Source organism: Parapedobacter sp. 2B3, from assembly GCF_041925275.1.
GTDB classification, from domain to species: domain Bacteria; phylum Bacteroidota; class Bacteroidia; order Sphingobacteriales; family Sphingobacteriaceae; genus Parapedobacter; species Parapedobacter pyrenivorans_A.
In genome coordinates this window covers 471850-495861 of sequence record NZ_JBHEUZ010000002.1, presented here as the reverse complement: position 1 = coordinate 495861, position 24012 = coordinate 471850, and the positions used below count along the sequence as shown (strand labels likewise).

General features: G+C 51.6%; 18 protein-coding genes. 8 read left to right on the top strand and 10 right to left on the bottom strand.

All coding sequences use genetic code 11. From position 1 onward, the window contains the following. Positions 1–99: 99 nt before the first annotated feature. The 3 genes from ACEVG1_RS04350 to ACEVG1_RS04340 all read right to left on the bottom strand — a co-directional run bounded on the left by ACEVG1_RS04350 (position 100) and on the right by ACEVG1_RS04340 (position 4424). A complete protein-coding gene (locus ACEVG1_RS04350) occupies positions 100–1308 on the bottom strand; it encodes a FecR family protein (RefSeq protein ID WP_374742335.1) in 1209 nt (402 codons plus the stop codon). Between the two features lie 73 nt (positions 1309–1381). Then, a complete protein-coding gene (locus ACEVG1_RS04345) occupies positions 1382–1975 on the bottom strand; it encodes an RNA polymerase sigma factor (protein WP_374742334.1) in 594 nt (197 codons plus the stop codon). 181 nt (positions 1976–2156) lie between these two features. Next, on the bottom strand, positions 2157–4424 hold the full coding sequence (locus tag ACEVG1_RS04340) for a family 20 glycosylhydrolase (RefSeq protein WP_374742333.1): 2268 nt from the start codon (positions 4422–4424) through the stop codon (positions 2157–2159). Positions 4425–4518: 94 nt separating this feature from the next. Here ACEVG1_RS04340 and ACEVG1_RS04335 point away from each other — a divergent pair, with 94 nt between their 5' ends. From ACEVG1_RS04335 to ACEVG1_RS04300, 8 genes are all read left to right on the top strand, one after another. Further along, the gene (locus tag ACEVG1_RS04335; RefSeq protein ID WP_374742332.1) at positions 4519–7413 is read left to right on the top strand and encodes a triple tyrosine motif-containing protein; all 2895 of its coding nucleotides are present in this window, start codon (positions 4519–4521) and stop codon (positions 7411–7413) included. Between the two features lie 250 nt (positions 7414–7663). Further along, complete coding sequence (locus ACEVG1_RS04330; protein WP_374742331.1) at positions 7664–10786, top strand: SusC/RagA family TonB-linked outer membrane protein; 3123 nt, start codon at positions 7664–7666, stop codon at positions 10784–10786. Positions 10787–10804: 18 nt separating this feature from the next. Next, positions 10805–12319 carry a RagB/SusD family nutrient uptake outer membrane protein gene (locus tag ACEVG1_RS04325; protein ID WP_374742330.1) on the top strand — a complete coding sequence of 505 codons (1515 nt, stop codon included), beginning with the start codon at positions 10805–10807 and terminating at the stop codon, positions 12317–12319. Between the two features lie 33 nt (positions 12320–12352). Further along, positions 12353–13279 carry a hypothetical protein gene (locus ACEVG1_RS04320; RefSeq protein ID WP_374742329.1) on the top strand — a complete coding sequence of 309 codons (927 nt, stop codon included), beginning with the start codon at positions 12353–12355 and terminating at the stop codon, positions 13277–13279. A 61-nt stretch (positions 13280–13340) separates the two neighbouring features. Continuing rightward, entirely contained in the window at positions 13341–14198 is an 858-nt protein-coding gene (locus ACEVG1_RS04315) for a family 16 glycosylhydrolase (protein WP_374742328.1), read from the top strand. A 13-nt stretch (positions 14199–14211) separates the two neighbouring features. After that, positions 14212–15588, top strand: coding sequence for a glycoside hydrolase family 5 protein (locus ACEVG1_RS04310; RefSeq protein ID WP_374742327.1), 1377 nt, complete (start codon positions 14212–14214; stop codon positions 15586–15588). A gap of 54 nt (positions 15589–15642) precedes the next feature. Continuing rightward, positions 15643–17013: a glycoside hydrolase family 30 beta sandwich domain-containing protein gene (locus ACEVG1_RS04305; protein WP_374742326.1), complete on the top strand. Its 1371-nt coding sequence runs from the start codon at positions 15643–15645 to the stop codon at positions 17011–17013. A 13-nt stretch (positions 17014–17026) separates the two neighbouring features. Beyond that, positions 17027–18775, top strand: a complete 1749-nt coding sequence (locus tag ACEVG1_RS04300; RefSeq protein ID WP_374742325.1) for a cellulase family glycosylhydrolase — start codon at positions 17027–17029, stop codon at positions 18773–18775. Positions 18776–18794: 19 nt separating this feature from the next. Here the strand turns inward: ACEVG1_RS04300 and ACEVG1_RS04295 are convergent, their stop codons facing one another. From ACEVG1_RS04295 to ACEVG1_RS04265, 7 genes are all read right to left on the bottom strand, one after another. Beyond that, on the bottom strand, positions 18795–19115 hold the full coding sequence (locus tag ACEVG1_RS04295) for a heavy metal-binding domain-containing protein (RefSeq protein ID WP_374742324.1): 321 nt from the start codon (positions 19113–19115) through the stop codon (positions 18795–18797). Positions 19116–19170: 55 nt separating this feature from the next. Next, entirely contained in the window at positions 19171–19605 is a 435-nt protein-coding gene (locus ACEVG1_RS04290; protein WP_374742323.1) for a PepSY-like domain-containing protein, read from the bottom strand. Positions 19606–19699: 94 nt separating this feature from the next. Then, positions 19700–20764 (bottom strand): M20 family metallo-hydrolase, encoded by a 1065-nt coding sequence (locus ACEVG1_RS04285; RefSeq protein WP_374742322.1) that lies wholly within the window; start codon positions 20762–20764, stop codon positions 19700–19702. After that, a complete protein-coding gene (proC, locus tag ACEVG1_RS04280; RefSeq protein WP_374742321.1) occupies positions 20757–21560 on the bottom strand; it encodes a pyrroline-5-carboxylate reductase in 804 nt (267 codons plus the stop codon). The genes ACEVG1_RS04285 and proC overlap by 8 nt, the downstream gene beginning before the upstream one ends. Positions 21561–21627: 67 nt before the next feature. Beyond that, on the bottom strand, positions 21628–22422 hold the full coding sequence (gene argB / locus ACEVG1_RS04275; protein ID WP_374742320.1) for an acetylglutamate kinase: 795 nt from the start codon (positions 22420–22422) through the stop codon (positions 21628–21630). Continuing rightward, on the bottom strand, positions 22409–23023 hold the full coding sequence (locus ACEVG1_RS04270) for a GNAT family N-acetyltransferase (protein WP_374742319.1): 615 nt from the start codon (positions 23021–23023) through the stop codon (positions 22409–22411). Before ACEVG1_RS04270 ends, argB begins: the two co-directional genes overlap by 14 nt. A gap of 10 nt (positions 23024–23033) precedes the next feature. Then, entirely contained in the window at positions 23034–23996 is a 963-nt protein-coding gene (locus tag ACEVG1_RS04265; RefSeq protein WP_374742318.1) for an acetylornithine carbamoyltransferase, read from the bottom strand. Positions 23997–24012 lie beyond the last annotated feature (16 nt).

Sequence of the window (24012 nt, the reverse complement as noted above, 5' to 3'; positions counted from 1 at the left end):
TTTCTGCCCGACAACCGCCGGATTTCGAGGGTCAGTCGAAATTCGGCTTCTTCGTTGCGACAGACGCGTGACCAAGTCCCGCGGTTGAAAAAGTCCCTCTTAATCGATAAGGCTAACCCTCCTTCCTTCTAGTTTAAGTTTCACTCCATAAGTTTCTTCAAGTGCCTTCAGCACACTTGACAGGCTTTCATTCCTATTGATGATTACATAAGCGGTCTTATCCGTCTTCAACGCCGGAAGCGCAATTGCCACATCGTACCACCGCTCTACTTGCCGCATCACGTCAGGCAATCGGGCACTATTAAGCACAATGATGCCGTCTTTCCAAGCGGTGTAGTCGAAGATATCCACTTCGCTGACGTTAAGAGACGATTTGTGCGTGGTAGCTTGTTGGCCGGGACGTATGACGACAGGCGACTGGTCACCGCCCGCCAATGCTACACGCACACTTCCCTCTACCAATGTGGTGTTGATGGCCTCCTCATCCGGGTAGGCGGATACATTAAATTCCGTACCCAACACTTCGACGGTCTGGCCTGCGCTAACGACCTTGAACGGGGTTCGTTCATCTTTTACCACATCGAAATACGCTTCCCCGACCAGTTCCACAACTCGTTCTTTAGCAGAAAATCGGGATGGGTATTTTAATGTCGATGCGGCATTGAGCCATACCTTCGAACCGTCGGGAAGTGCAATTTGGTAGGTACCTCCTTTGGGTGTAGACAATACCATCTCTTCGGCATCAACCTCATCGTCAGCGACCAGAGAGGTCGCTACCGAGGTTCCATCAAGGTAGGTGATGTCATCGCCACCTACAACGATACCTGTTTGGGTTTCGTCCAAATTGATGGTACGGCCATCGGCCAACTGAAGGACTGCCCGGTTGCCACCGGCGGGAATATCTTTCGTTGATGTATGGGCAATTTCCGGCGGCTGTACACCACCTTCTTTGTGGATATACCACATCACGGTGCCGATTGCCACAACCACTGCCGCTGCATAGGGCAACCAACGCAACAACTTACGTACCTTACCTGAACTCCGTAGCGCCGGCTCGGCCCACTGCTCCCGAACGCGCGCAAAGGCCGCGTCCGTATCGGCTTTGGCGAAGGTTGACAGCGCATCAACCAATGCTGGACCGCTACCGAGCGAATCGAAAAGTGCCTGATGCCTTTCGTCTGCAAGCAACCATTGTTTCAGCTCCGATTGTTCGGTTTCATTGAGCTCGCCGCCATGCATAAGGCGGGCCAATGTCCGGCTAATCCGGTCTGCCTGCTGATCTTCGTTATATCGTTCTCTATCGTCCATCTACAACCAATACAACAGCCAACGAAAAAAGTACCTATGGAAAAGAATATTTTTTACGGCCGTATTAGCACACTCAAGAAAATGGGTACGATAATACTACAAGCAAGGTAATGAAATCTTCCACCGACAGCTTTGTGCGGAGCCGCCGCAGGGCACGGCCTTTGCAGTTTTTTACCGTTTGCAGCGAAAGCCGCAATTCGTCAGCAATCTCCTGTAGTTTCTTACCTTCACGAAGCGAAAGCAATAAGACCGTCCGCTCCTGGCTGGGCAGGGTTTCGATTTGGTTGTAAATGGTGCGCAACACTTCACTACGGATATATCGCTCTTGATGGCTTTCCTCCGTGCCGTCATACTCGTTGCCCGCATCGTGATGTTTTTGGGCACTTCGCTGTGCGGCCTTCAAATGATTGATAGCTGCATGGCGCACCGCCCGATATAGGAAAAAACGAGTATGTTCTTCATTGTCAAAAGCGACACGTCCGTTCCAGCATTTCATAAACACCTCCGATACGAGGTCCTCAGCCGCGGTCTGGTCTGTAACCATGCGCTGGGCATAGTAGCACAGGGACTTGTGGTAGGTGCGGAAAACCTGTTCGAAAACACCCTGATCGCCCATGGTAATGGGGTACGATGCAGATAGGTTTTCTAATGGGGTCTCCGGTATCATTTAGCGCTATTGGGTATGCAAACATAGCGATACGGCGGGAAATTACCAAAAGCAGCACAACGCTGTTTCAACGTGCTCCAATCCGATGATCTGGATAAGACCGGTAAGCTTTACCACGAGGTTAAGGAAAACATTCCACTTTTCGGATGAAACCTGCCCCGTCAGCGCCTAACCAGCAAAATCAATACACAATTACCTCATCGGTCAACAACAAGGCATTTTGTGCGTTGGTAGCCACCACCCTGACATACCGTGCCGTCTGCACAGCATCAAAATTGAAGGCATAGGTCTCAACCCTACGCGAAGGATCCGTTGGGGCTCCTCCTGTGATAAGGGTGCCGGCTTCCCGGAAGTTTTTGCCGTTGTCCGAAAGGAGTACCGTCACATCACTGGGCAAATGGGCATGGGCCAATGTATCTTGCAAAAAATCAATCGCTACCGACTTGATGGCTTCCCTGCGTTGGAAATCGATGGTAACATCCATATTGTTCGCAAAACCCTGCCATTGGCCCCCGCCCGCTAATTTCCCTCCTTTTTGGCCATTGAGCAACGTGCTGTCTTTTTGGGCAGGATAGGCCGCGGCCCATCCGGTCTGATAAGTGATATTTTTGCCGATCGCCTTGTGGATATCCGCTTTGGCCGTAGCGATAGGGCCTACACGTGCCGAATCCACAAAATAGGCAGCCTTAATGGTAGCGGGCATAGCCAGTTCAATGGGCTTGGTATACAGTGCCGACCGGGCATCCGGATCCTGTCCATCAGTGGTGTAACGGATCCCTGTCTCGTATTGTTCCACAGCGAACGAAATGGTATTCGTCAACGTATCGGCATTGAAATCCACATCGATACCAACGGCGTATGACGGGCGGTAATAGTTTACTTGCCAACGCTGTAGCAGTTGATAGTGCTGTTGCAACCGCTTATTGAAATGGTCCCAATCGCGCCGTGCAGGGTCCGTCCACACCACTTCGGCGAGGGCAAGCGCACGCGGAAATACCATGTATTCTACCTGTTCCGTAGTGGGCATGTACTCCGTCCAGGTAGTTCCCTGTGCGCCCAGGATATGCTTGACTTTATCGGCAGCGAGTCCATTCGGTATCGGCTCATACGCATAAACCGCCGATAAAGGTGTGTAGCCCCCTATTGCCTTCGGTTGCGTTTGTGGGTCGCTTTGATAGTAATCAAAATAGAGGTGTGAATTGGGTGTCATGATCACGTCGTACCCGGCATTTGCCGCATCCAGGCCGCCGGCTTCGCCACGCCAGCTCATTACCGTAGCGCCCGGCGGCACCCCACCTTCCATCATTTCGTCCCAACCGATTAGTTTCCGCCCGTTTGCCCGCAGGAAACTATCAATACGGGTTACGAAGTAGCCTTGTAACGCATCTACGCTATCCACGCCCAGTTGCTCCATCCGAGCGTTGCACTTATCACACGCTGCCCATGCCGTTTTATCAACTTCATCGCCTCCCACATGGATGTATTCGGAAGGGAAAATAGCCATTACCTCCGACAATACGTCCGTAAGGAACGTAAATGTGGCTTCATTACCGATGCAAAAGGCACTGTTATGATAGGGCTTACCCGAACACGAAAGCTCGGGATACACGGCCAATACCTCCTCAGAATGCCCTGGCATCTCGATTTCGGGGATAATGGTGATCCCCTTCCGCGCTGCGTAGGCAACCAATTGACGGGCTTCGGCCTGCGTGTAGTAGCCACCGCTGGCGTTGGGTTGGCCCATTGCTAGATAGCGTTGCCCATTACGCTGCCAATCCTTCCACACCGGGTGGGTGCGCCAGGCCGCCCGTCGGGTTAGCTCTGGGTATTTGTTGATTTCCAGCCGCCAGCCGGGCGCATCGGTAAGGTGCCAATGGAACGTATTGAACTTATACAGCGCCATCAGATCGATGAACTTTTTCAGAAAAGGAAGCGGGTAGAAATGCCGGGACACGTCGAGGTGCAGCCCGCGGTAGCCAAACCGCGGTCTGTCTTCAATAACCATCGCCGGTAACCGGCGACCATCGGGTTGCGTGTAAGCCAATTGTAGCACCGTAAATAGGCCGTTGAGCATGGCCGGTGCTTGGTGGGCCGTGATAACGATACCCGACGTATCGACCACCAAACGGTAAGCATCATTGGCTAGCCGATCTTCGGCACGTGCCTGAACAAGCCGCACTCCGCTCTCAGGGATACGCTTGTGTGATTTGATACGTTCGGCAGCCATGAAATTTACGGCTGGGTGGTCGTACAATACGCTGGCCACCTCCATAAAGGATTCAAAAGCAGCCACAGGCGTGGTGGAAGGGAATACATAGGCACCTTCGTGCATTTCTACAAGGGTGGGCCTGGGGATAAGGGACACTTGGCTTTGGGCATAGGCAGGCACCACCAGTAGCAGCGGTAAAGCAAGCAATCCCAACAAGAATGGGGATACTCTTTGGGCCATGCGAATCTGTTTGTTGTTAAGTATCTGACACAAACTTACTCAAAACACTCAAATTATCCAATTATCGTTACCTTTGCCTTTCTGACGGTAGTCCATGAAAAGAACCCTACTTATTTTTTGCTGTATTGTCGCCACGTTTTTGCACGGATTCGCCCAACACCGGGTAGCCATCCCCCAAATCATCAATTATAATAATAACCAATACAAGGGTGGATTGCAGAATTGGGATATTGCCCAAGACTCGCAGGGTATTATGTATTTTGGCAACAACGAAGGGCTACTTACTTTCAATGGCCGGTACTGGAGCATCTTCCCGTTGCCCAATGCCACCGTGGTACGGTCGGTGGCCATTGACAAAAATAACCGCATATATGTAGGTGGGCAGGATGAGCTGGGTTATTTCGAGGCAGATACCATGGGGAGACTCCAATATCACTCCATGGTTCAACTCATCCCCGAAGCGGAGCGTAAGTTTGCCGATGTGTGGGACATCGCGGTACGGGGTAATGAAGTGTTCTTCAGAACCAATACCAAAATACTGCACTGCAAGGATGGGCGTATGACGGTAGATAAGGTAGCCACCGAATGGCAATTCCTTGGCGTGGCCGAAGGAGCTCTCTATGCGCAAGCCATGCACCAAGGCATCATGCGGTACGATGCGGGTATTTGGAAACCACTGGCCAACCACGCAGGTCTGGAAGGGAATGTGGTAACGGGCATTATGCCGTACAGCCAGGATACGCTATTGGTGACTACCCTGAAAAACGGACTCTATTACCTTACCCACAACACGCTTATTCGCAAAGAAACACCATTCGACCGCTTATTTGCGGCCGACCGCATCTATTGTGGCCTCCCGGTAAATACAGACTGGTTTGTCTTCGGCACCACATCTGCGGGTGTGCTGATCATGGACCGTGCAAATAGGCTGGTACAACAATATGTATACGGCGAAGGGCTGCAAAAAAACAATGTCCGCGGTGTATTCATCGATCGCAACCAAAACCTTTGGTTGGCCCTCGATGACGGCATTGATTTTATCGCGGTAAACAGTGCCGTCAAATACATCCAACCCAACAAAACGAACCCCACAAGCAGTTACGCCATACGGCTTTTCGATGGACAGCTCTATATCGGCACATCCAACGGCCTATATACCTCACCCATCGACGCCGCCCAATCAGACATCAGCCTTTCCCATGCCGACTTCACCGAAGTGAATAATACGGAAGGACAGGTATGGGGGCTCAATGAAATTAACAACCGTTTGCTGATGGGGCATGAAGATGGGGGGTTTGAGATCGCGGGCCGGGAAGCGCACAACATTTTCGCCATACCCGGTACCTGGTTATTCCAGCCCGTATCGCGCGTATTCCCCTCCCCACACGTCATTGCCGGCACATACCTCGGCCTACAGCACCTTGCCTTTGACAGCGGCAGCGGCTTTTTCGATGTCGGACGTATAGACGGCCCCTACGAATCCCTGCGGTTTATCCATTATGACGATCGCCACCACGCCATCTGGGCATCGCATCCCTACCGGGGTATTTTCAAATTCCAGCTATCGGATGACTATACGAGCGTAAGCCACCAGAAAACATACACCGAAGCGGAAGGTCTACCCGCTACCCTATACAACTACCTGTTCTTGATAAAAAATGAAATCACGGTAGCAACCAATGATGGCATCTATGAATATGATGCAGACTCAGACAGCTTCATTCCCTCCCCGGTATTTTATGAACAGTTCAAGGGAATGGAACTCCAATACCTGAAGGAAGACGACAATGGGAATGTGTGGTTTGTGAGCCATAAAAAGCTGGGTGTGGCCGACTTTAGCCAGCCGAACGGCGACGTACCGTTTACCATCACTTATTTCCCCGAATTGAACGGCAAAATATTGGGTGGCTTCGAAAATATCTATGCATTGAACGATGAGAATATTTTCATAGGGGCCAATAAAGGGGCCATCCACCTCAACTACAAACGGTACAAGGCAGCAATCAGCCGGCCCGACGTATTACTCAGTTTGGTAACGGTAATAGACAGCGACAAGCAAGAGCGAACGCTATATGGTGGACATAAAACAAGCAAAATTGCATCGCCAACGGTAGACTACCAATCCAACTCTTTCCACTTTTCGTTCTCTACCACCCTGTACGACCAACAAGACAATGTGGAATTCAGCTATATACTCGAAGGGTTTGACAAGGGATGGTCTACGTGGAGTAACCGCAGCGAAAAGGAATATACCAACTTATCTCCGGGCAATTATGTTTTCAAAGTGAAATCCAGAAATACAAAGGGAAACGAATCGACCGTAGGCGATTACCACTTTGCGATAAAGCCACCCTGGTATGCCAATGCGGTAAGCTATACGATTTACCTGGTATTGATTTGCCTGCTAATCTTCCTCCTATTCAAGTGGCAGAAACGGAAGCTGCAGCAAAAACATGAGCGCGAATTGTACCTAAACCAACTGGAGCTTGACCGAAGCGAAAAAGAAGTAGTAAGACTGAAAAATGAAAAATTGGAGGCTGAAATAGACTTCAAGAACAAAGAGCTGGCCAACATGACCATGCACTTGGTGCAGCGCGGTGAGGTACTCGCCAAAATCAAGGAAACCATCCTCTCCGTGGTAAAAAAGCACAATTTCAGCGATAGTACCATCAACTTCCGACAACTGATCCGCCTCATCCGCAACGCGGAACGGACCGATGAAGACTGGGAACAGTTCAGCGTACATTTCAATCATGTAAACGAAGGGTTCTTCACCAACCTGAAGGAACAGTACGCGGACCTTACCCCCAACGAGCTTAAGCTATGTGCTTTCCTGCGGATGAACCTATCTTCCAAAGAAATTGCCCAGCTGATGAACATTACCATCAAGGCAGTGGAGGTGGGCCGGTACCGACTGCGCAAGAAACTCCAGCTTGACCCGGAGCAGAACCTTTATGAGTTTTTGTTACACATAGCGGCCAAAGCATAACCGATTTCGGCAATAAAAACACGTTGATTCCAATCCATTGCTTATCAATACATTAAATAATGTATGTAGGGGCATTGTAGGCCTAAAACAACCCTTTCATCTCGTTTTTTGTACTGCTTGTAGGGGTATTGTAGCAGGTGGTTCTGCCGGGATTTCAGGTTACATCGGCTAGTTTTGTTTCGTGCCTCTGCCATAGATGGGCGAGACACAGTGAACCAATTTTTTAACCCATTTAATAATATCAGTTATTATGAAAGAAAGAGTTTTACATGCATTGATGATGCTATGTATGTGCTTTTTGCCGTTTGCGCTTGCTGCGCAGACCCTTCAAGTATCGGGTACGGTGACCGCCGCTGCAGACGGAAAAGTTCTTCCCGGCGTAACCGTGACCGTACAAGGCACGAACACAGCGACCAGTACAGACGATGCGGGCAACTACTCGATTACCGTGCCCGGGGCCGGGTCGACATTGGTGTTCCAGCAAATGGGCATGGCCACGCAACATAGAGTGGTCGATAACAGCGGGACCATCAACGTATCGTTGGAAGAGGATTTGAGTACCTTGGAAGAGGTGGTGGTCATTGGGTACGGCACGCAGAAGAAAAGTGTCGTCACCGGAGCGATTACGAGTGTTCGCGCCGCTGACATTGAAAACCAGGTAGTAGGCCGATTGGAAACCGCGCTGCAAGGGCGCACTTCAGGCGTGACCATTACAGCGAACTCGGGTGCTCCCGGATCGGGAGCCACCATCCGTGTACGCGGCGTGACCACGCTAAATAACAATACACCGCTCTATGTGGTAGACGGCGTAGTGGTCGATGCCGGCGGTATCGATTACCTAAACGCTTCGGATATTGAATCTGTTGAAGTGCTGAAAGACGCGGCCTCGGCGGCCATATACGGTACGCGCGCCGCAGCGGGGGTCATTTTGGTTACGACGAAAAGAGGCCGCGCAGGAGAAATGGCTATAAGTTACAACGGCTACTACGGCACGCAGGGCCCCGCAAAGCGACTCAACTTACTTAATGCGACAGAATATGCCACACTCCAAAATGAGATTTCATTGAATGACGGCGGCAGCATAATCTATCCGAACCCTGCTTCGCTGGGCGAGGGATCAAACTGGCAAAACACAATTTTTGACGATAACGCTCCCATCCAAAACCACGAGTTGAGCATCAGTGGGGGAAATGAGAAGTCTACGTTCTACACGTCTTTCGGTTATTTCGGACAGGACGGGGTGGTTACTCCCGAGATTTCTAACTATAACCGGTATAATGTCCGTGTCAATTCAGACCATAAGGTAAAGAGCTGGCTGCGGTTTGGGGAGAACCTAGGCTACTCATTCATCAAAAGCCAAGGGTCATTGAATCCCAACACCGAATTTGGCGGTCCGTTGAGTTCAGCAATCAATTTGTCGCCACTTAGCCCCATCATCGTAACCGACCCCGACATGTTGAATCAAGTGCCGTATAGCAACCAACCAGTGGTACGTGACGCAAACGGCAATCCGTACGGTGTACCGCTGAACGCGCAGGAAATGACCAATCCGCTGGCTTACGTAGATACCCGGCTGGGTAACTACGGCTGGTCACACAACATTGTAGGCAACGTATTTGCTGAAGTTGAGCCCATCGAGGGGCTACGCATACGCTCAACGGTGGGCGCAAAGCTTGCTTGGTGGGGCAATGAAAGTTTTGATGGTATCTACTACCTGAGCGCAACCCAAAACCGATCAACAACCGCCTTTAACAGGGGACGTGAACAGGGTTTCAATTGGAACTTAGAAAATACCATATCTTACAGCCGCAACATCGACAACCATAACTTCACCGTGCTGTTGGGCCAAGGTGCGTATTTCGAAAATCTGACCAGCGGCGTCTTCATCACGTACAATAACATTCCTGCCAATAGTTTCGATGAAGCTACTTTCAACCTATCCGTACCGGTATCGGATCGCTTGTCTAGCGCTTATGACGGCATCACACACAATGTTTCATCACTATTTGGCCGGATTGTCTATGATTACAAGGAAAAATACCTGTTCACGGGTATCGTCCGTCGCGATGGATCTTCGCGCTTCGGTGCCGATCGGAAATATGGCGTGTTCCCTTCCGCATCGGTGGGGTGGGTGTTGACCAATGAAGAGTTTTGGACACCCAACAACATCCTAAACAACCTCAAGATCAGGGCTTCATATGGTGTGGTGGGGAATGACAATATCGGTAATTTCCTCTTCGTACCAACTATTGGCATGGGCGGCGGACGCAACTACATCTTCGGCGTGGATAACATGTATATAGGAGCTAGCCCCAATGCCCCTGCAAACCCACTGTTGGCATGGGAGGAAACCAGCCAACTAAATGCCGGTCTGGATGCTTCGTTGTTCAGCGATTGGAGCTTTTCGTTCGATTGGTATGAGAAAAAGACGTCTGGCATTCTAAGGGAGGTGGATATTCCGGGATACGTGGGTGTGGGCCGACCTACGGCCAACTTGGCAAATCTGCAATCCACGGGTGTCGAATTTGAGTTGGGCTACCGGAAAACGGTTGGCGATTTTAACCTCAACGCCAATGGAAACATCTCCTACTCGACCAATAAGGTTACATATCTTGGCGAAAACGTTGATTTCATCGAAGACGGTGCCGGCGGTATACAGAATTTCGTGCATGGGTTGCAACGTACCGTACCGGGACACGCATACAATTCATTTTATGGATACGAAATCTTGGGCGTGTTCCAAAACCAAGCTGCGATCGATGCCTATACCGGTCCGGAAGGAAACCGCATCCAGCCGAACGCTGTACCCGGCGATTTCCAATGGGCCGATTTAGACGGGAATGGCACGATCAATGCCGACGACCGGACATTTTTGGGCAACCCGATGCCTACAGTTACCTATGGGTTAACATTGAATGTGGCTTATCGCGACTTTGATTTGCTCGTGTTTGGCCAAGGTGCCACGGGTAATAAGATATTCCAGGGGCTGCGTCGCCTCGACGTGGCGAGCGCCAATTGGCATAGTAAGTACCTGAACCGATGGGTGGGTGAAGGAAGTTCCAATGATAAGCCCCGCGCTACACTGGCAGATCCCAATCAAAACTACGCCAAGCCCTCGGCATTCTTTCTGGAAAACGGTGCCTACCTGCGGATTAAGACACTGCAACTGGGATACACCTTGCCAACTACATTGACCGGCAAAATCGGCCTCCGTAAGGTAAGGGCCTATGTGAGCAGCAACAACCTGTTCACATTTACCAAATATACCGGATATGATCCCGAAGTGGGCGGTGGCCCCGACATCTGGGGGATAGATACCGGTGTGTATCCGCAGGCGCGCTCTTTCTTGTTTGGCCTCAATCTTTCTTTATAAACCTTGAACATTGATATCATGAAAAAGATTTTTCAGCTATATCTTGCCGTGGGAGGCACCGCATTGCTTTTACTGGGCGCGTGCTCCAAAGAATTCCTCAATCCAGACCCAAAAGGGACGTTGATGGAAGATACCTATTACAGTAACCCGAACGAGGCCTTTGCCGGTTTGGTATCGGTTTACGACCCCGTTGGCTGGCAAACTGCCGTGACCTACTTTAATTTCGGTGCGGTCAACGCCGCATCAGACGACCACGTGGCTGGCGGCGGTGGCCCCAATGATATGGAAACCTGGCAACGTTGGAGCAATTATACACTCAATGAATCCATCGGCCCCCAGCAGGACTATTGGAACCGGAACTTTACGGGCGTGTCACGCGCCAATGTATACATCAAAAAACTCAATGAGGGGGTTCCGGGGTTGAATGAAGCACTGGCCAGCCGGTATATTGCCGAGGCCAAGTTCCTACGTGCTTACTATTATTTCGATCTCGTCAGGTTGTTCCGCAACATTCCCTTTTATACCGAACCGCTGACTACCGACAACATGCGTGAACAGACACAAGTTGCTCCGGAAGTGGTTTATGCGCAAGTGGAACAGGACCTGAAAGACGCTATTGCCGTGCTGCCACCCACTGTACCCGGGGCAACGGAAGGCGGACGTGCAACGAAAGGGGCTGCCCAAGCATTGCTGGGCAAGGTGTATGTGTACCAGAAAAAATGGAACGAAGCAGCAGCCCAACTGGCCGAGGTAAACGGCACACCTGGTGGAACCAGCCAATATGGATACCGCCTATTGGATGATTTTGGGGATGTGTTCCGCCCGGATAATAAATTCCATTCGGAATCGATCTTCGAAATCGTACACTCGGCTGTTGGCGCTTTGGATTGGGGTGCATGGGGCCAATTTTACGGCAACGTAGCTACCGTCATGTTCGGCCCACGGGGGTATAGCGGACCGTCATACTATTCGGGTTGGAGCTTCTGCCCCATCACGGAAGACTTATATAATTTATTGCACTACGACCCCCGGTTTAAAGTGACGGTAGCCGACGTGGATAGTTTGGAACAAATCGGTGCAGCCCAATACGAGAAGGGATATATGAACACGGGTTGGTTTATCCAAAAATATGCGCCACTGACCGAGTTTGCCGCCACCAATGGCGTTCGCGAGCTGAACTACCCACAGAACTATATTGAGATTCGGCTAGCCGACACCTATTTGATGGAGGCCGAGGCCTTGGTGGAAAGCGGACAGGGGGCCGGCACCGGCAGCCGTGCTTACCAATTGCTCAATGCTGTACGCGATCGCGTGGGGCTTGGGCCTATAGCGGTCACGCTAGACAATATTTTCCTGGAGCGACGCAAAGAACTGGCCACCGAGGGCCACCGTTGGTATGACCTGGTTAGATCCGGGCGGGCACCGGCGGTGCTAGGCGGGCGCGGCTTCGTGGAAGGAAAGCACGAAATACTGCCTATTCCCTACAACGAGCTATTGAATACCCAACTGGTACAGCATGAAGCGTATAGATAACGAATAGTGGAAAACAATTAACCGAAAACAGTTATGAAAAGAATGATAATTGCCCGCCCTCTCAAAGCCGTGATGGGTGGGCTATTGATAGCCGCCATCGCCCTGCACGGCTGCAGGGAAGACAAATACAGTTTGGGCAACATCCCGACACCGGATTTTGAGGTGCAGACCGGCCAAGACGCCAATACGCTCGTATTCGTGAACAAGACCCCGGGCAGCTCCATTGCCTATTGGGAAACAAGCACGGGGCAAAAATTCAAAGGGGATAACGTGTCTGCCCGCTTCACGTTTGAGGGCCAGTACGACGTGACGTTGACGGCGGTTACCGCAGGAGGTATCGCCACGACAACCAAACAGGTATCCATCGCCCAAAGTGACCCCACGGCCTGCAATCCCGACCGGGCACTCGGCTTCATCGCCGGATGTACCGAAAAGGTATGGATGCTTAACCCCGGCGCGGGCGCATATAAGGTGGGACCTAACCCGGACGACGGCTCCTGGTGGCAAAATACAGCTGGCGACGTGACCAGCCGCGCTTGTGAGTTTAACGATGAATATACTTTTGTATTTGATGCAGCTGGTACTTTTAACTATGACAATAAGGGGGATTTCTATGCCGACGGCTATCTCGGTGCGGCCTCCAGCGGCTGTGAACCCAATAGCAACCTGCCTGCGGCACAGCAAAAATGGGCCTCAGGCGCGTTTGCATTTAGCGTAGATGAGACCGGCGGGGTACGTAACCTCGGTAAACTGACCGTAAGCGGGGTGGGGGCACATATCGGCCTTCAAAAAGTGCACAACGCAGGCGAAACCACGACGGGACCCACTTGGAATTCGGTTACATACGATATTCTCGAAATGACCCAGAATGCCGGCGGACAAGGATACGACATTTTGAAAGTAGGAGTTGACATTGGCGGTGGAACGTGGTGGACATTTACCCTGCGCGCCGCTATTTAAGTTTATTTTAGCAAGCCGATATAACTATCGGCTTGCTATGAATAGGTTTTAAACACGTTACATGAACATTAATCGCATGACCAGTTTCTTCTTAGTGTCTTTGCTACTCGTTGCCTGCGGGAAGGAATCGAGAACGCCGAACATCCCCGAACCGCAGCCTCCGCAGCAGAAAGAGTATACCTTTGCTGCATCTCCCTCATGGGCCGACGAATTTGAGTATGAGGGGCTGCCCGACGGGGACAAATGGGGGTACGACGTAGGCTCACAAAACAATGGCTGGGGCAACAACGAATTGCAATTCTATACTGAAAAGCGCGTCGAAAACGCGCACGTAGCCAACGGTGTCCTCACCATTACCGCCATCAAGGAAGAACACGAAGGATTGGCGTATACATCGGCCCGATTGGTAAGCCGCGGAAAAGCGGACTTCCTTTACGGCCGCTTTGAGGTACGTGCCAAAGTACCCCAAGGCGTAGGCACATGGCCAGCGGTTTGGATGCTGCCCACCGATTGGAAGTATGGGGGATGGCCAGCATCGGGCGAAATCGATATCCTCGAACATGTGGGCTATGACCAAGACGTGGTACACATCAGCGTGCATACCGAAGCGTATAATCATGGCATCGGAACGCAGAAAACCGGCACTAAAAAAATCCAACAGGCAACGACCGATTTCCACCGCTACCGCGTGGACTGGACGCCCACCTATATACGTGGCTACGTAGATGATGTGCAGATTTTCAGCTTCCAGAACGAAGGGAAGGGCTACAAGGTGTGGCCGTTCGACCAGCAATTCCATTGGTTGATCAACCTGGCCGTGGGAGGCAATTGGGGGGGGCAACAGGGAGTGGATGAAACGATATTTCCGGCCAGTATGGAAATAGACTACGTGCGGGTTTACCCTTTACTTGAAAATTGAGGCTATACAGCCGATGATGACGATCAAACGGACAATCGGGATACTGGGCCTTTGCTTGGGCCTTGGCTGCGGAGACGGTGAACCACGCGTGCCCAACATCCAGCAACCTGAACCCCCTGCTCCCAAACCGCGTGTTTCCCTTTCGTTTGATGAGCTCTCCCGGCTGAAAGCCAACGGCAGTAAGGTGGTAAATGCGCAAAACCAAGAAGCGGTATTGCGCGCTGTGGGTCTGGGCTATTGGTTGCTGCAAGAAGGATACATGCTCAACCCGCACGACCAAAGCAAAGCAGCCAACCAATGGCAGATGAAACGTATTTATTACAACGCGGGCCTATCGGAGGAAGCGGTAGAGACCTTCTACCGCCAATGGCGCAGCAATTTCGTCACCCGCAAAGACATCGATTACATCGCCTCGCTGGGATTCAATGCGGTGCGACTCCCCATGCATTATGACCTTTTCCTCACGGCGGAGCAACGTGCTGTACGCCACGACGTGATCCGCGAACAGATTTCGCTGGATGCCTACACCGAAGCACTAGCCACCTGGTACGATGCGGGGAGCCTTTTTGTACGGGACGACCTCGACGGCTTTGTCTTCATCGACAAGCTGCTGGAATGGTGCGGTGCAAATAACCTCTATGTGGTGCTCGACCTGCATGCGGCCCCCGGTGGCCAAGGTACTGACGTCAACATCGCCGATGTTTTTGAGCCCAACCTCTTTTGGCTGGGCCGAGATAACCAACAGCGCCCCATCTACCAGGATATTACCGTAAAACTGTGGGAAGCCCTTTCGAAACGCTATATCGATGATGATCGCATTGCATGGTACGATCTCATCAACGAGCCCAACAACGTACCGCAAAACCAATGGATACGTGACATCCACGAACGCATCATCAACGCCATCCGGGCCAATGGCGACAGCCACCTCATCATGGTAGAGGGAAACGGATGGGGCAACAACTACAACGGGATACTACCGGGCGATTTTACCAATAGCCAAAACTTGATATACAGCGCCCACCGCTATTGGATTTCGGAGGCAGACGACCTCCAACTGGACCCCGATCCAAACCAGATAAACCGCATCCGTAACCTGGTCAACTTCAAAAACAGGCTGAACGTGCCGGTTTGGGTAGGTGAAACGGGCGAAAACACGAATGACTGGCTACGCCAGAATATCCGTAAACTGGAAGACGCCGGAATCGGCTGGTGCCACTGGCCGCTCAAAAGGCACGATACCAACCCCAACGCTGCGCTGATGCGTATACCGGGCAATTTCCCGACAGACGGGGCGGCAGCTATGGAGGTTGTATTGGAAAGCATCAAATTTGAAAATTGTATAATCAATACGGGTGCCGTGGCTGCCGCGGCACCCATACATTATTAACCTGAAATGATCGTTTCAAAAACCTTGATAAGACGTAACGCGGCCGTTCTCGCAATGTTGACCCTACTGTCGTGCAGCTGCTCGCCTTCCCGTACGGGGGTCGAAAATTGGCTCACCAATACCCACGATGGGTCGGTATTGTTCGAAAAACAACCTGCCATCCCCTTGGATACAGGTAAGGAGGCCAACGTCCGTACCATCCAGATTGACGGCGACCATCGCTATCAATCCATCGATGGCTTTGGCTTCACGCTCACCGGCGGCAGTGCCTACCACCTCATGCGGATGTCGCCCGATGTGCGTGCAGCGTTGCTCCGAGAGCTTTTTGGCACCGAAGGCACCAGCATTGGTGTAAGCTACCTCCGCGTGAGTATCGGCGCCTCAGACCTCAACGCATTCCCTTTTTCATACAACGACCTGCCCGAAGGCCAAACCGATCCCGAGCTGATACAGTTTGACCTCGGCCCAGACCGCGACGATGTAATCCCTATATTGAAAGAAATCCTGGCCATCTATCCCGAGCTGAAAATCATGGGTTCCCCTTGGTCGCCACCCAAATGGATGAAAACATCGAACGATACACGGGGCGGCAGCCTCAAGCCGGACTATTATCCGGCGTACGCCAACTACTTTGTGCGCTATATTGAACAGATGCAGGCCGAAGGCATCCGCATCGATGCCGTTACCGTACAGAATGAACCCCTCCATCCGGGAAATAATCCCAGCCTGTTGATGCTCGCCGATGAAATGGGTGCTTTTGTAAAAAACCACTTAGGGCCAGCATTCGAACAAGCCGGGATTGACACGAAAATCATCATCTATGACCACAACTGTGACCGGCCAGACTATCCCATAAGCATCCTGGATGACCCCGATGCAAAGAAATATGTCACCGGTTCGGCGTTCCACCTGTATGGCGGCACGATCGATGCCCTCTCTACCGTGCATGAAAAGCATCCTGACAGGGAGCTGCATTTCACCGAGCAGTGGATGGGCGCTCCGGGCGACCTTTCTACCGATATGCCTTACCATACCAAACAGCTGACCATCGGTGCCACGCGCAACTGGAGCCGGACGGTATTGGAATGGAACCTGGCAAATGGGCCGGACCATAAACCACATACGGACCGTGGTGGCTGCGACCGGTGTCTCGGAGGCATTACCATAGCCGGCGACGAGGTGACCCGCAACCCGGCATATTATGTAGTGGCCCACGCGGCCAAGTTTGTCCGCCCGGGCTCCGTACGCATTGCATCCAGTGAGATCGACGGACTGCCCAATGTGGCATTCGTTACCCCAACGGATGATACCGTACTGATTGTATTGAATGAAACTAACGCCGTGCAAGCATTCCATGTGAAAAATGGCGAGCGATATTTTGAAGCAACCCTCCAACAGGGAGCGGTGGCCACCTACATTTTCTAAAACTGCTTATACCATGCAAAAGACGCTTTTCCTTCTCCTATCCCTATTGGCCCTCGCGCTGACCGCGTGCAATTCCGGTCCCCGCACGAAAAACTTCCTTAAAGTACAAGGCCACCACATCGTTAACAACACGGGCGACACCGTTATCCTTCGCGGCATGGGTTTGGGGGGGTGGATGCTCCAGGAAGGATATATGTTCCGGCTGGGCTTCATCGGACAGCAATACCGCATCCGTGAACACATTGAAGACGTAATCGGCGCCGAGGAAACGGAACGGTTTTACACCCAGTGGCTTGCCAACCACACCCGCAAGGCAGACATCGACTCCATGGCCGCATGGGGGTTTAACTCCATCCGGCTGCCCATGCACTATAACCTATATACCTTACCGGCGGAAGCGGAGCCCGTGGCAGGTGAGCATACCTGGTTGGATACCGGCTTTGCGATGACCGATAGCCTGCTTGCGTGGTGTGAAGCCAATAACATGTACCTTATTCTCGATCTCCATGCCGCCCCGGGTGGCCAAGGCAACGACCTCAACATCTCCGACCGGGACCCGGACAAACCTTCGTTTTGGGAAAGCGAGGAGAACCGGGCAAAAACCATCGCCCTTTGGCGCAAACTGGCCGAACGCTATGCCAATGAGGAGTGGATAGGGGGTTATGATGTACTCAATGAAACCAACTGGGGCTTTGAGGATTCCACGGATTTCAGGGGCACGGCGGAAAAGACCAACGCTCCGCTACGCAAATTCCTGGTAGACGTGACCCGCGCCATCCGTGAAGTGGATACCAACCATATCATTTTCCTGGAGGGCAACGGCTTTGCAAACAACTATAACGGCATATTCCCTAAATGGGACGATAACCTCGTGCTGAGTTTCCACAAATATGGCAACCCCAATGTGAAGGAAGCCATCCAACGCTTCATCGACTTACGCGATGAGCATAACATTCCGCTTTGGCTGGGCGAATCAGGTGAAAATTCCAACACTTGGTTTACCGAGGCCATCGAACTATGCGAGACCAACGGCATCGGCTGGGCATGGTGGCAAAACAAAAAGATGGGCATCAACCAGCCCCTCGAAATCAAACAGCCCATCGGCTATGGGAAGTTGCTGGATTATTGGGCTGGCAAGGGAGAAAAACCATCGCCCGAAGAGGCGCGCCAAACGCTCAATGAATGGCTGGAAAACCTCAAACTGGAAAACAATATCTTTCACCGCGACGTGGTGGACGCGATGTTCCGGCAAGTGTATGCGCATGATGCGGTGCCCTATGGAGACAACCGAATAGCGGCAGGAACCATATTGCCCGCAGTAAATTTCGATATGGGCCGGCAGGGGGTCGCATATTACGATACAGACACCGCCAGTTACCACTATACCCCCGGCATGAACACGCAGGGCAACCGCGGCCGCAGCTACCGTAATGATGGGGTCGACATTCTCCCAGACTCAACGGGCCACCATGTTTTCCATATCGAAGACGGTGAGTGGCTGCAATACACGGTAGATGTGGTGGATGAAGGGATTCGTAGTTTGACGCTAACAGTAGCTAGCGAAAAAGCCACGGGACGCGTTACGATACTTATCGATGGCCAAGTGTTGGCGTATCCAAGTGTTGTTCCGGCTACAGGCGGTGCCCAACACTGGACACATCTCGCCGTGGAAATCCCTCAGCTGGCGCGTGGAAAGCATGTACTGCGTGTACGGGCCGACCGAGGTGGTTTCAACTTCAAATCAATCGCATTCGGGCAGTAACGCCCGAATGCAACTGTCGTTATTCCAACACCACGGCGGTGCCGCTAGCAGTTACCATCAACATGCTGCCACCACTGCCCAACGTTTCGTAATCAAGGTCTACCCCCACTACTGCGTTTGCACCCACGGAGGCGGCATATTGCTGCATTTCGTAAACGGCCGTTTCTTTTGCCTCGCGCAATACCTTTTCGTATGAACCGGACCGGCCACCTACAATATCGCGTATCCCAGCGAAAAAATCCTTGATGAAATTGGCACCGATAATGGTCTCACCGCTGACCAAGCCAATGTACTTTACAATCTTTTGTCCTTCCACTTGCGGTGTTGTTGTAACAAGCATAGTCGTTTTTCTGTTTTTGACGCAAGTGGAAGGAAAAAGTTACGGTGCGACGGCCTTAGTCTATGCGCAAGAAATTGCCGGCGCCGTCAAACTTGAGGTCCATACCATCGGAAAGGGTAACTTCCTGCCCCCGGTCATCCAGCTCCCAATCACGGATAAAGTGGTCGGGGAAATTTGCTTGCACGTAGGCCAGTATCTTTTCGGGCACCACACTATCCGGCAGCTTGCTGGTTCCCTCCACACCGAGGATTTTCCCCTTTTTGTCGAAATCCAGGTTGAAGCCATCGCTTAGGTAGACGTCATACGTGGTCTTCAGGTCGTCACGGTCTTTTACCACTTGCAGAATTTCATGGCCCGGAAAGTGCTGGGCAATAAAAAGCTGGGCATCTTTCGGAAGGCCATCGGCAGAGACGATGCTTTCCTTATCACACGCCGTAAATAGCACCAATGCGACGGCGAAACTGAATACTGAATAGATTACTTTTTTCATGATTACTATTTTATTGTTCTTGATTTATACCAAGACAACATACAGGCAGGTTACCCCTATGCGCGCATGAAAAAAAATTACCTAATGAATGGTATCAGCCCTTAACCACGCGATCCAGTATACGGATATACAGCGCGATGCCGGCCCCTATTTCATCGAGATAGATAAACTCATCGGCCATATGGGAACGGGCAGAGTCGCCGGGGCCCAGCTTGAGTGAAGGGATATCGAGCAACGCCTGATCACTGGTGGTGGGCGAACCGTATGTAGTGCGACCCATCGCCAACCCGGCTTGTACCACGGGGTGGTCTTTGGGTATTGACGATGGCTTTAGCCGTACGGAGCGCGGTTTCACGTCGCAGGTTACGTGCTTACGGATAATATCAAGCACCTCTTCGTTGCGATAGACATCGGTAACCCGGACATCCACAACGAACTCGCACGTTGCGGGTACAACGTTGTGCTGTGAACCGGCATGAATGACCGTTACGCTCATTTTGACACCACCAAATTCTTCAGACTCCTTCGGGAAACGGTAGCTGGTAAACCACTGGATATCCTTTAGCGCCTTATAAATGGCATTATCTCCCTCGTCGCGGGCTGCATGGCCAGCCGTTCCGTGTGCAACACAATCGAGCACCATCAGTCCACGCTCGGCCACGGCCAGCTGCATCAACGTAGGCTCACCCACGATGGCAAAATCCAATGGCCCTAGGTCGGGGACGACCGATTCCAATCCGTTGGTGCCCGAGATTTCCTCTTCTGCCGTGGCGGCGACGCAGAGGTTGTAACGGAGCTTCTCCTGGGTGTAAAAGTGCAGGAATGCCGCGATTAAGGATACCAAACATCCACCGGCGTCGTTACTACCCAAACCATATAATTTACCATCGGCCACATCGGGCGAAAAAGGATCGCGCGTGTAGCCGGTATTGGGTTTCACCGTGTCGTGGTGGGAATTGAGCAGGACAGTGGGCTTACTTGCATCAAAAAATTTATTGAACGCCCATACGTTGTTCCTCTTGCGGAAAGTATGTACACCTCGTTGCTGCAAAAACCGCTCAATCGTGTCTGCCGTTTGGCTCTCCTCCTTGCTGAACGAGGGGATACGGATCAGATCACGCAATAGGTCGGTGCTGTCCTGTATCAATTCTTCAATCATTATAAAGTCCCCCGGCTTTGCGTGCAGACAGTTTAATCCCTTTGATGAATGCTGAACTAAAACCATTGTGTTCCATCTCGTTCAGCCCAGCAATGGTACATCCTTTGGGCGAGGTTACTTTGTCGATCTCTCCTTCAGGGTGGCTCTGTGTTTGCAGGAGCAGGTCAGCAGCACCTTTGGCCGTCTGTACGGCCATTTTCAGCGCATCGTGCGCGTGGAATCCGATTTCCACCCCTCCCTGTGAGGCCGCCCGGATGCTGCGGAGGAAAAATGCAATACCGCACGCACATAATGCAGTAGCTGATGTCATGAGATCCTCATTTATCGTAACAACGGATCCCACCGTTTCAAATAATTTGGTAACCCGTTCTAATTGTTCGTCTGAAGCATTATCGGATGCGACACAGGTCATCGATTGCCCGATAGCGATTGCGGTATTCGGCATGGCTCGGATAACCTGCACATGGTTGCCCAATTTGTTCCGAACGTCTGCACAGGTAACACCCGATATGACCGACACGATCAATTGCTTTTCTGGCGAAACGGCCGGAGCAATTTCTTCGAGTACATTCTTAAGCTGTTGGGGCAGAACGGCAAGTACGATGACGCTAGCATCACAGATAGCCATCTTGTTGTTATCGCTCACATTGAACCCGCTGGCAGCCTCCTCGCTTAGCGACTTGAGGTTACGCCTTGTCAACGTAATGTCTTCTGCTTTACAGTAAGCTTTATTGACCAATCCTTTGGCCAATGACAGGCCGATATTGCCACCACCGATGATTGTTATCTTGTCCATTTTTATTTAGTCATAAGTTATCTTTAGTCGTAAGTCGTAAGATCTTGCCAACCCCGCCCGTTTAAAATCACTTCACCATCCGCGTACCAAACTGCTGTTCGTGCAACAAATGGAGGTCGTCTGCATGGCCAATGCACACTTCATGCACCCCTTTCGCGATGGCGTCAAAGGCGTTGTGCAGTTTGGGCACCATCCCATCCGCGACTACGCCCGAAGTTGTCAGCTCTTCAAATTCAGCCGCTCTTATTTCAGGTATCACCGAGGCCGCATCGTTCACATCCCGGAGTACTCCCGCCTTCTCAAAACAATAAACCAACGACGTGTTGTATCGCGACGAGAGTGCGACAGCCAGGGCCGAGGCAATGGTATCCGCATTCGTGTTGAGCAACTGTCCCTGCCCATCGTGTGTGATGGCCGAGAATACGGGAACGAAGCCGCTTTCCATCAACGAAGCGATTGCATCGTCATCGACCGACGCCGGAAGGATATCACCCACAAATCCGTAATCGATCTCATGGACCGGTCGTTTCACTGCCTTGATCGTATTTCCATCTGCACCACTAAGGCCAAGCGCGTTGCATTTCCGGGCCTGCAATGCAGCCACCACCTGCTTATTCGTCAATCCGGCATAAACCATTGTCACAACCCGTAGCATCGATTCGTCGGTGATCCTCCTTCCTGCAACAAGCGTAGCTTCGATACCCAGATCGGCTGCTATGCGAGTAGCGATCTTTCCCCCGCCATGCACCAATACCTTGCGCCCACGGAGGCTGGCAAACCGATCCAGAAAGCGACTTAGCCCTTCGGGATGGTCAATAATATTGCCCCCTATTTTAATGATCCACAGTTTATCTATTGCCATACAAATATATCTTGTTTTTTAGCGACGCTTCCACTGTATCAAACCATTCACTTCGCAGAATGCTTAACACGATGCTGTCTCGGCGGCTACCATCCGGTCTTTTGCCATTACTCCTCAGCACCCCTTCTTCGTGGCAACCGATTGCCTTCATGGCGGCAATACTACGTTGGTTGTCATTATCAGCCCGAAACTCAACCCGTTGCATCTCCATGCGTTCAAAGGCGAACTGCAACAGCAGGTATTTGCAATGTCTGTTGAGGCCCGTGCGCTGAAATTGGGTACCATACCACGTATAGCCCAATTGCAACGTCTGCTCTGCCAATCGAATATCGTAAAACCGCGTACATCCGGCATACTGCCCTACCCGCTTATCGAACACCACAAATGGATACTGCCGGCAACTTTTACGTTCGGCGATTGCGTAGGCCAGGTAATTTTCCAATCCATCGTGGCCTGCTGCAGATACCATCGAGTAAGTCCACAACTCGGGTTCATTCAAGGCGAAGGGCAATAACCTAGTATGGTCATTGCTCACCAATGGACGAAGCAACGCGACTTCGTTTTCCAGGGTATAATCAGTGCCAAAATCGAATGCTGCCACGGGGTGCCTGTCAATTCCCTTCCAGTATTCGCTTCAAGACAGTTTGTGCTGCCCACACGCGGTTGCCCGCCTCTTGGATAACCAATGACTGCGGACCATCCAGTACCTCGCTTGCTAACTCCAGATCGCGACGAACCGGCAAACAATGCATTACCTTGGCACCATTCGTTGTCGTTAATTTGCTATTATCCAGCATCCACTGCCCACTTACCGGTAAAATCTGGCCATAATCCTTGTAGGAAGACCAGTTTTTAACGTACACGAAGTCTGCGCCGTACAACGCTTCATCCAACGTGTTGGTGACCGCTGCGCCCTGCGTAAACTCGTCAGCCAGTGCATACCCCGCCGGATGTGCAACCGTAAAATCGACCATCCCATCCGCTTGAGCCCGGCACATCCATTCTGAGAAGGAGTTGGGAACCGCCTGTGGCAATGCCTTTACGTGGGGGCCCCACGCTAAAACAACCTTGGGCCTCCGTGACTCCTTCCAATGTTCCTTTATGGTGATCAAATCGGTGAAACTTTGAAGGGGATGCCGTGTAGCGCTTTCCAAACTGACCACAGGAACGCCGCAATAACTGCTAAATTTGTGAAATAAATCTTCGCTGTAATCCGCATCGCGGTCTTGTAGTTTCGGAAAAGACCGTATCCCCAATACATCGCAGTATTGTCCCATTACGGCGGCGGCTTCACGGATATGTTCCACCGTGGTCCCATTCATGGCTACACCGTCGCGCGTTTCGAGTGCCCAGCCGTCCTTATCCATATTCATGACCATCACATCCATGCCCAGCTGCAAGGCGGCCTTTTGCGTACTCAGTCGCGTCCGTAAACTCGGATTGAGGAAAACCAATCCCAATGTCTTGCGCTTGCCCAAATGCTCGTATGCAAATGGCGCCTGTTTCAAGCGCAGTGCTTCATCCACCATATCCGACAGATGGGTTACATCTGCCACCGAAAAAAATTGTTTCATCGTAAATCCAAAATCG